7 protein-coding genes are annotated in these 9,343 nt (G+C 71.1%); 1 reads left to right on the forward strand and 6 read right to left on the reverse strand.

Translation table 11 applies throughout. The features are described 5' to 3' along the window. Nucleotides 1–22 precede the first annotated feature (22 nt). Together O7611_RS17040 and O7611_RS17045 are read right to left on the reverse strand one after the other, a co-directional pair. The gene (locus O7611_RS17040) at nucleotides 23–1,075 is read right to left on the reverse strand and encodes an extracellular solute-binding protein (RefSeq protein WP_194798987.1); all 1,053 of its coding nucleotides are present in this window, start codon (nucleotides 1,073–1,075) and stop codon (nucleotides 23–25) included. A gap of 205 nt (nucleotides 1,076–1,280) precedes the next feature. Continuing rightward, nucleotides 1,281–2,429: an ROK family transcriptional regulator gene (locus O7611_RS17045; RefSeq protein ID WP_269697198.1), complete on the reverse strand. Its 1,149-nt coding sequence runs from the start codon at nucleotides 2,427–2,429 to the stop codon at nucleotides 1,281–1,283. Nucleotides 2,430–2,953: 524 nt separating this feature from the next. Here O7611_RS17045 and O7611_RS17050 point away from each other — a divergent pair. Then, nucleotides 2,954–5,671, forward strand: coding sequence for a sugar-binding protein (locus O7611_RS17050; RefSeq protein WP_269697199.1), 2,718 nt, complete (start codon nucleotides 2,954–2,956; stop codon nucleotides 5,669–5,671). A 94-nt stretch (nucleotides 5,672–5,765) separates the two neighbouring features. Here O7611_RS17050 and O7611_RS17055 read toward each other — a convergent pair whose 3' ends face one another. The 4 genes from O7611_RS17055 to O7611_RS17070 form a co-directional block, all read right to left on the reverse strand. Next, entirely contained in the window at nucleotides 5,766–6,344 is a 579-nt protein-coding gene (locus tag O7611_RS17055) for a VanZ family protein (protein ID WP_269697200.1), read from the reverse strand. Nucleotides 6,345–6,427: 83 nt separating this feature from the next. Continuing rightward, the gene (locus O7611_RS17060; protein WP_228531437.1) at nucleotides 6,428–7,729 is read right to left on the reverse strand and encodes an MFS transporter; all 1,302 of its coding nucleotides are present in this window, start codon (nucleotides 7,727–7,729) and stop codon (nucleotides 6,428–6,430) included. After that, nucleotides 7,726–8,991 (reverse strand): KamA family radical SAM protein, encoded by a 1,266-nt coding sequence (locus tag O7611_RS17065; RefSeq protein ID WP_228531436.1) that lies wholly within the window; start codon nucleotides 8,989–8,991, stop codon nucleotides 7,726–7,728. The genes O7611_RS17060 and O7611_RS17065 overlap by 4 nt, the downstream gene beginning before the upstream one ends. Before the next feature lie 100 nt (nucleotides 8,992–9,091). Then, nucleotides 9,092–9,304, reverse strand: a complete 213-nt coding sequence (locus O7611_RS17070; RefSeq protein ID WP_135240728.1) for an MbtH family protein — start codon at nucleotides 9,302–9,304, stop codon at nucleotides 9,092–9,094. Nucleotides 9,305–9,343 lie beyond the last annotated feature (39 nt).

Genomic DNA, 9,343 nt, shown 5'->3' on the forward strand with positions numbered 1-9,343 from the left:
GCACGGCCCGGTTCCGAGCGTCTTAGCCCTTGCCCTTGATCTGGGCGTTCCAGTGGGTGATCCAGGCGGTCTCGTTCTTGCCGATCACGTCCCAGTCGACGTCCATCGGCTTGAGGTCGAGCTTGGTCAGCCACTCGGGCTTCTCGGCGATCTCGACGGCGGGGATCTGGAAGTAGTCCTTTGCGAGGCTGGCCCGCAGCGAGTCGTCGAACAGGAACTCGAGGAACTTCTTCGCGCCCTCGCTGTTGCCGCCCTTGACCGCGGCCACACCGTCGACGAGCACCGGCGCGCCGGAGGCCGGCATCACGTAGCCGAACGGCATCTTCTCGTTGGCCTGCAGCAGGATGTCCTGGAGGTTCCAGGCACTGACCACGCCCTGCTCACGCGACATCTTCAGGTAGAGGTCGCTGGGGTTGGCGGCGTACTCGACGGTGTTGGCGTCGAGCTTGCGCAGCCAGTCGTAGCCGGGCTGCGGGTTGGATCCGTCGGCCGTGTAGCGCTGGATCATCGAGGCGTAGATCGAGCGCATGGTGCCGGAGGCGGCCACGTCCCGGATGATGATCTTGTCTTTCCACTTCGGGTCGATCAGGTCGTCCCAGTCCTTCGGCGCGGTCTCCGGGGTCAGCGCCTTGTTGTTGTACATGATGACCTCGGGCAGCAGGATCTCGCCGAACCAGCGGCCCTCGGCGTCCTTGTACCGCGCGTCGATCTTCGAGGCGAACGACGGCTGCCAGGACTCCAGCAGGCCCTCGGACGCGCCGGCGGCGAGGCCCTGCTGGGTGCCGCCCCACCAGACGGACGCCTGCGGGTTGGCCTTCTCGGCGCGGACCCGCTCGAGCACCTCCTGGGCGCCCATGTTGAGCACCTCGACCTTGCCCTTGTACTCGGGGTTCTTGTTAGTGAACTGCTCGACGACGTAGTCGGTGACCGACTTGTCGCGGGCGCTGTAGATGACGACCTTCTCGGCGGACGCGGAGCCGGAGGAGCCGGTGTCCTTGTCGTCGTCGCTGCTGCCGCATGCGCTGACGGCCAGCAGCGCGCTGAACGCGACGGCCAGGGCCAAACGACGTTTCATTGGTACCTCCACTGTGCGGGGGAACTATCGGAAGCGGGAAGGAAGATCAGCGCGTCGCGCCCGGACCGGGGCGCGACGCATCGCGCCGCGACCTGTCGTCGGTGGGTACGACGCGGGTCGCCGCGACGGCGTTCGGTGAGGTGGGTGGTGGGTCGGGGTGGTGGGTGCCGGGGTCGGGGTCGGGGGTCGTCGGGGCCGGGTTCGGTCAGGGAAGCGAGGGGCGGGGCACCGCTGCCGAGAGCGCGTAGCTGATCGCTCCGTGCAGCACTGCCTGGTCGCCGAGGGTGGCCCGGCGTACCTCGGTGGGAGCCGGGGTCCGGGCCGAGACGAGGGTCTGGAGCTGGTCGAGGGCCGCGTCGTCGAGTTCGGCGGCGGCGCCGCTGAGCAGCACCAGCCCCGGATCGACGACGCAGGCGCAGGAGAGGATGAGCCCGGCCCAGGCGCCGAGGACCTCGTCGAGGTAGTCGCGGGCCGGCGCGGAGGTCGCGGCGAGCCGGCTCAGCTCCCGTACCGGTGACTCGGGCCGGCGGCCCGGGTTGAGCGCGACGACCCGCTCCGCGATGGCGTTCACCGACCACCGGGCCTCGAACTCGCCGACGCCGCTGTAGGGGCGCTCGGCCGCGCCGCCCAGCGGCAGGAAGCCGACCTCGCCGGCGGCTCCGCTGGCGCCGCGGCGGACCTTGCCGTCGAGCACGAGGCCGGCGCCGATGCCGTCGGCGACGTGGATCAGCAGCAGGTTCGCCACGTCCGCGCCGGCGCCGGCGACACACTCGCCGGCGGCCATGAGGTTGACGTCGTTGTCGACGACCACGGGTACGCCGAGCCGCCGTTGCACGGATTCGCCGATCGGCCACGCCTCGACCAGTCCGACCGACGGCGCGAGGCGTACCGCGCCGTTGCTGGACACGCCGGGCACCGCGATGGCGACGCCGCGCAGCGAGGGCAGATTGTCGCCGACCAGGTCGAGGACGAACTCGCAGACGGTCTCCACCACGTTCGCGCCGAGCCGCGCGACGCGGTGCGCGATGACCGCGCCCTCGCTGTCGGCGATCTCGCAGCTGATCCGGGGTGGCTCCAGTGACACCGCCGCGACGAGCTCGGCGCGGGGGTTGAACTCGAGCATCTCCCGGGGCCGGCCGGTGGTGGGCGCGCCGGGCCCGCGTTCGATGAGGTAGCCCTCGGCGACGAGTTCCCGCACGAGCGCGGTCACAGTGGCCGCCGAGAGGCCGGTCATCTCGGCCAGGTCGACTCGGGACAGCCGCCGGGCCTGCCGGGCGGCCAAGATCACCGAGAGACGCTTGATCTCACGGGACCGCTCACGGCTGACCGGGCTGGTCGGGGCTTTGTCAGACACACTTTCTTCCTAGTGAGAAAAAATTCTGCCGTCAAGTAACGAGATGATCTCGGTCCGCCGACCAGGGAAAATTCTGCGACCGACAAGCCGGTCGGGCCGGGGCCAGCCCGACATGATGCGCAAAACCGAGCCCTACGGTCCACATTGGGGTCCCAAAACCGGACATAGCCTGTCCACAGGTCATGGCCGACCCCCCGATGATCGCCCTGAGCAGGCACGATCGTTTATTCGGATAAGGAAGAAAGTCGTCCGGAGCTATTGACGACGCCTCCGCAAGATCCCTAGGTTACGGCCCGAAGGCCTTCCGGTGGACCGACGTCGCCACCGTGCGTACCACTCACCCCGTGACGGTGCGCGAGCACCACCATCCCGTTGTCGAGCACCACGACCCCCGAGGACCTCACGGTCCTCTGTGGACAGCTGTCTGCAACACGGCCCGGCACGAGCCACCGTGTCAGCCGGCCCGTGCCGGGCCGACCGTCCCCAGCCGCAGCACTCTCGCTTCGAGACGAAGAGGTATGCCCATGAGATGGCGCACCAGCGCAGCGATCGCCATGTGCGGTCTGCTGTCGTTGGGCCTGGCCACTCCGGCCCAGGCCAACCCCCAGCAAGCAGCACCGAAGCCCCAGGCCAAGAAGTCCGACAAGCCGGTCGACCTGGACATCATGTTCATCGGCGCCCACCCGGACGACGAGGCCGGCCAGCTCGGCATGCTCGGATACTGGAACGAGTATCACGGCATGAAGGCCGGCGTCATCACCACCACCCGCGGCGAGGGCGGCGGCAACGCCACCGGCCTCGAGGAGGGCCCGGAGCTCGGCATCCTGCGGGAGGCCGAGGAGCGCAAGGCCGTCGGCTGGGCCGGCGTCGAGCACATCTACAACCTGGACGCGCTGGACTTCTGGTACACCGCCAGCGCTCCCCTGACCGAGGAGGTCTGGGGTCACCAGGAGACGCTGTCCCGGATCGTGCGGGTCCTGCGGACCACCAAGCCCGAGGTCATCCTCACGATGAACCCCTCGGCGACGCAGGGCAACCACGGCAACCACCAGAAGGCGGCCATGCTGGCGGTGGAGGCCTTCTACGCGGCGGCCGACCCGAAGGCGTTCCCGGAGCAGATCAAGAAGGAAGGGCTCAAGCCCTGGCGGGTCTCCCGCATCTTCCAGACCGGCGGCAGCGGCACCACCGGCACCAACGGCCCCGCCTGCGAGACCACGTTCACGCCGGCCGAGGCCAGCAACGTCATCTTCGGCACCTGGCAGGGCTACGAGTCGGCGCGCCACGACGGCAACCGGTGGAACACGGTCCAGACCTGGGCCCGCCGGGAGTACGTGTCGCAGGGCTGGGGCAACAGCTCCTTCCCGTCGACCGACCCGAACGCCATCGGCTGCAACCGGCTGACGCTGATCGACACCCGCACGCCGTACCCGGACCCGAACGTGGGCGCCAGCACCGGTGCGCTCCAGGGCGCCACCCTGCGCGCTCCGGGCGGCCTGCCGCTGGGCACCGAGGTCCACGTGCGTCCGCGCACCTGGGAGGCCGTCGGCGGCCAGCCCATCAAGGTGGACACCGTCCTGTACGCCGAGAAGGCAGTTCCGGGGGCCAAGGTCACCCTGAGCGTCCCGGCCGGCTGGACGGTCAGCGGCAACGGCAACGTCGGCACGCTGACCCCGGGCAAGGAGGTCGTGAAGACCTTCACCGTCACCCCGCCCGCGCAGGTCGAGGTGGGCACCCGCTTCAAGCTCGACGCCACGCTGACCAGCAAGAAGGACGGCAGCGGCACCAGCAGCGCCCGGGTTCAGGGCACCGCGCCGGTGCGCGGCACCCTGGAGCCGCTGGAGGAGATCGCCGACTTCCGCGCGTGGACCGTGCGGAACAAGACCCAGCAGCTCGACGCTCTCATCGAGTCCCTGCTGAACATCCCCAGCGGGGGCACCCGCAGCGTCAAGGTCAACCTGACCAACCACGGCACCCGGGTCGAGTCCGGCGCGGTCAAGCTGAACGTCCCCGCCGGCTTCTCGGTGGCCGAGCAGCAGGTGCCGTACAGCGGCCTCCAGCCGGGCGCCAGCACCTCGGTGACGTTCACCGTCTCCAACACCGACACGTCACTGCCGACGGCCAACCGCGCCCCGGACAACGGCGCCTACCGGGTGCAGATCGAGACCAGCTACACCGGTGGCAGCGCGAGCGAGCCGGGTGCGTTCAACCTGGTCCCGGTCACCACGATCCCGAAGGCCGCCACCGCGCCGACGGTGGACGGCCACGGTCACGACCACGAGTACACCGGCGAGGTCATCGACATCTCCACCCGCTGGGAGGGCACCGCCGCCCCGGCGTCGGACATCTCCGGCACCGCCCAGCTCACCCACACCGATGACGCCCTGTACGCCATCTTCAACATCACCGATGACGTGCTCGGCACCGTCCTGCCGCCGGAGGACTGCAAGCGTCCGCGGCGTAACGACAACATCGAGTTCGGCATCGACCCGCGCGGCAACTCGGCGAACACCTCCACGGTGTTCAACATGGCGCTCTTCCCGGCCACGAACGACCCGGCCAACGGAAACCCGCCGTGCTTCGCCCGGGAGCGGGACAACCACCAGGGCGGCCCGGAGACCGCTCCGGGTGTGGAGATCGCCTCCGTGGTGACCAGCCCGTACACGGGGTACCGGATCGAGGTCAAGATCCCGTTCAGCGTGCTGCCGGACACCATCGACCCGAACCGGATGGGCCTGAACATCCTGGTCAACGACTCGGACACGCAGGACCTCAGCTCGCAGACCCGGGTCGGCTGGTCGACCTGGAGCGGCGTACGGGCCGACCCGTGGCGCTGGGGCAACGCGACGCTGCCGGACCTGGCGGCCAAGCCGTCGGCGCCGAAGGCTCCGATCATGCCCGACACCGCGGCGCTGAGCGTCGACTCGCCGCAGACCCTGCTGCAGTCCGTCTCGGACGGGGTTGCGCCGGGTGGTTACGCCAAGCTGGCGGACAACACCGTGAAGATCAAGAAGGTCACCCGCACCGCGAGCAAGGTGTCCGTGCAGCTCCAGGTGAAGAAGGCCGGCACCGCCCGGGCCTTCCTCTGGGACGGCACCCGGGTCGTGGCGGAGGCCAAGGCCGAGTTGCGTAAGGACGGCACCCTCGTCCTGCCGCTGAGCGGGTCGCTTCCGGCCGGCACCTCGCTGCTCGTCTCGTACGAGCACGGCGGCGCCACCACCGCTGCGGCCAAGAAGATCTGCTGAGCGGACGATGATCGCGTCGACCTGACGCACGCGACGGGCCGGGCCGGCAGGTCCGGCCCGTCGTGCGTCCCGGGCGGTCCGGGCCGCGGCCCGCTCAGCGAACCGGTGCCGGGCCGGTCGCGACCGGTGACGACTCGGCCGGTGCACGCCACCAGCGGCGCGACGCCAGCGCGGCCAGGCCGGCGCCGGCGGTGTTGAGCAGGACGTCGTCCACTGAGGACACCCGGTCCAGCCGCAGGGCGTACTGCGCGACCTCGACCAGGACCGAGCAGCCGGCCGCGAGCACCAGGATCCGCGACACCGACGCCAGCGCCGCGAACCGCAGCGGGCCGAAGAACCCGAGCGCCGCGAACACCAGCAGGTTGCCGACGATCTGGACCGTCACGGTCAGCGGCCCGCCCGCGAGGACGGTGAGCAGGTCCCGCAGCGGCACCAGGCGCACCCGGCCGGGGACCACACCGGCGCCGTCGCCCGGCAACATGATCATCCAGACCCACGGCACGGTCCCGTAGACGATGCCCACCTCGGCCAGCGACCGCCGCCACGCCGGACCGCCGCCGCCACGCCGGCGGGCCAGGACCCACACCAGCAGCGCGGCCGCCGGCAACGCGGCCACCGTGAGCAGCACGACCCCGTTGATCGTGCCGAACCAGCCGTGCCACCCCTCGATCACGCCGCCCCCACCTCCGTCCGGCCGACGGCCGTCCGGAGCCATCCTGCCTCCCGGCGGGCCGCCGGCCGCGGTCGCCTGCTCGGTTACGGCGATTCCTGCGTGTTCATCGACCGGATCCCACTGCTCAGCGTCGCGGTCACCGCCGAGACCGCGACGAGACCGGCGAAGACCAGCATGGTCACGGCCACCGGGAACCGGGCCAGCAGCAACCCGGCCAGACCCGGGGCGAGGGCGGCGGCCGAGGTGGCGGCCAGGAAGATCACGCTGACCACCCGGCCCTGCAACCGGTCCGGAGTGATCGCCGCCTGGTAGCCGAAGAGCACCGCGTTGGCTGTCGGCGCGAGGAACACCGCAGCCGCCAGCGGCACCGCGGCGAGCACGCTCGACGGCACCAGCGCGCTCGCCGCCATCAGGACGGTGGTGGCCCAGCACAGCACGATCACCAGGGTCGGCAGCCGCAGCCAGCGCTGGACCGCCGGCGCGGCCAGCGCGCCGAGGAACCCGCCCAGACCGAAGATCGTGCTGGCCAGGCCGACCACCACCGAGGCGGTGCCGGCCCGCTCCAGGGCCACGATGATCGTGAATATCATGCCGGTGAAGGCCATGTTCAGCGGCGCCGCGATCACCAGCAGCGCCCGGAGGAACGGATTGGCCAGCACGAACCGGATGCCCTCGGCCATCGCCGCGCCGCCGGACTGCGGCGCCTGCTCGGTGCGGGGCTGCTCCATCGGCCGGCGGATGAGCAGCACCGCCAGCAGCGAGAGCAGATAGGACGCGGCGTTGCCGACGAACGGCAGGGACCGGCCGAGCCCGTAGAGCAGGCCACCGAGCGGCGGCCCGGCGAGCTGGGTTCCGTAGGAGCGGGCCTCGTTGCGCGCGACAGCGGTGGTGAGCTGCTCGGCGGGCACCAGGTTGCGGACCGCCGCGTGTTCCGCGGTGCCGAAGACCGCGTTGGCCGCGGCGCCGACCACGGTGACCACGATGATCATCGGCAGGCCGGCCACCCCGGCGAGCACCGCGCCGGCCAGCCCCAGGTACGCCACCAGCCGTACCACGTCGCAGACGATGAGCAGCGTACGGCGGGAGAACCGGTCGGCCACGACGCCGGCGGGCAGCCGGCAGGCCAGCGTGGTGAGCAGCCCCAGGCTGCCGACCAGACCGGCCTGCGCGGCCGAACCGGTGAGGAAGAGCACCAGCAGCGGCATCGCCAGGTTCGACATCGCCGCGCCGAGGTCGGACAGGCACTGGCTGATCCAGAGCAGGTTGAAGTCGCGGTTGCGCCAGAGGCTGACCGGGCGCTCCGGCCCGGTCACCGGCGGATCGGTGACGGTCGGCATCTGTTCCTCGTCGGTCGCGGTCAGGGTCGGTTCGGTGGCGGCGGTCATGCCGGCCACCAGGAGCCGGGAGCGGGGCGCAGGTCGTCGAACCACTCGGCCGCCGGGTCGTGCCGGGCGAAGAACTGCCGGCCGACGTGGGCCGCGTCGCGGGCCTGGAGCATACGCAGGCTGAACATCTCGGTCCCACCGACGCGCACGACGCCGTCCACGAGCACCTTGCCCGGGGCGGCCGACATGACCGGCCCCCGGGCCGTCCGCGCCAGCCCGGACACCGACCGGACGGCGTCGGTGTAGATCTGCCAGGCCCGGGTCAGCGGCAGGCTGAAGTAGCTGCGGGCGCCGGTGTCGCGTTCCACGAACATGTAGTACGGGACGACGCCCAGCTCCACCAGGCGCTGCCACATCGTGGCCCAGTCCCCGGCCCGGTCGTTGACGTGCGCGATCAGCGGCGCCTGTGCCCGGATCACCGCGCCGGTGGCCCGGATCCGGGCGATCGCCCGGCGGACCTCGCCGGTGGCCAGTTCCCGGGGGTGGGAGAAGTGGGCCATCACCGCGACGTGCCGGCCGGCGGCCGTGATCCGCTCGAAGAGACGCAGCAGGTCGTCGGCGTCCGGGTCGGTGGTGAACCGGGCCGGCCAGTACGACAGCGCCTTGGTGCCGAACCGCAGCGTGCGGATGTGGTCGAGGGCCGGGTCCAGCAGGGGCGACACCCAGCGCTCCAGCACCGCCGCGCTCATGATCATCGGGTCGCCGCCGGTGAACAGGACGTCGGTGACACCCCGGCTGTCCTCCAGGTACGCGACCACGTCGCCGACGTCCGAGGCGGCCTGCCGGATCTCGGCGTTGCCGACGAACTGCGCCCAGCGGAAGCAGTAGCCGCAGTAGGAGTGGCAGGTCTGCCCCTGGGACGGGAAGACCAGCACCGTCTCGGCGTACTTGTGCTGCACGCCGAGCAGCCGGCGTCCCCGGTGGGTCGGCACGTTCGCCTCGAGCTGGGCGCCCGGGTTCGGGTTGAGCCGGGCGTGGGCGTCGCGGGCCGCCTTGCGGATCACACCCGGCTCGGCGGCGGACAGGTGCAGCGCCGACAGGTGGTCGAAGATCTCCGGCGGCAGCATGTCCCGGTGCGGGAACGTGAGCCGGAAGATGGGGTCGTCCGGGACGGCGGACCAGTCGATGAGCTCGTCCACGACGTACTGATTGACCTTGAACGGCAGCACCGAGGAGACGACCCGCAGGTCGTGCAGGTATTCCTCGGGCATGCCACGCGCGCCGGCGAGCCGCGCCAGACGTTCGTGGGAGTAGACCTTCATCACCGTCGCCTCGTTGTCAGCGGGATGGGACAGGGGTGGCCGCCGGACGGCGGCCGGGCCGGGGCGGATCCGTGCGGACCCGCCCCGGCCGGTGGGCGGTTCAGCCCTGCGCGGCGGCCATCCGCTCGCGCAGGCTCTTGGGACGCATGTCGGTCCACACCTCGTCGATGTGGGCGAGGCAGTCCGCGCGGTTGCCCTCGAAGCCGGTGGCGGTCCAGCCCGCCGGGAGTTCGCGGTCGGCGAACCAGATCGAGTACTGCTCCTCGTGGTTCATCACGACGCGGTAGGTGCGGTCATCGTCGTCGACGGCCATCGCCGTTCTCCTTCTCGTTCGGTTCCTCGGTTGGGACGG

Source organism: Micromonospora sp. WMMC273 (genome assembly GCF_027460285.1).
Lineage (GTDB): Bacteria > Actinomycetota > Actinomycetes > Mycobacteriales > Micromonosporaceae > Micromonospora > Micromonospora aurantiaca.

Excerpts from the sequence above, each read along its gene's own strand:
- O7611_RS17060 (WP_228531437.1), bottom strand. The coding sequence starts at position 7,729 with ATGACCGCCGCCACCGAACCGACCCTGACCGCGACCGACGAGGAACAG.
- O7611_RS17065 (WP_228531436.1), bottom strand. The coding sequence starts at position 8,991 with ATGAAGGTCTACTCCCACGAACGTCTGGCGCGGCTCGCCGGCGCGCGT.
- O7611_RS17070 (WP_135240728.1), bottom strand. The coding sequence starts at position 9,304 with ATGGCCGTCGACGACGATGACCGCACCTACCGCGTCGTGATGAACCAC.
- O7611_RS17050 (WP_269697199.1), top strand. The coding sequence starts at position 2,954 with ATGAGATGGCGCACCAGCGCAGCGATCGCCATGTGCGGTCTGCTGTCG.
- O7611_RS17040 (WP_194798987.1), bottom strand. The coding sequence starts at position 1,075 with ATGAAACGTCGTTTGGCCCTGGCCGTCGCGTTCAGCGCGCTGCTGGCC.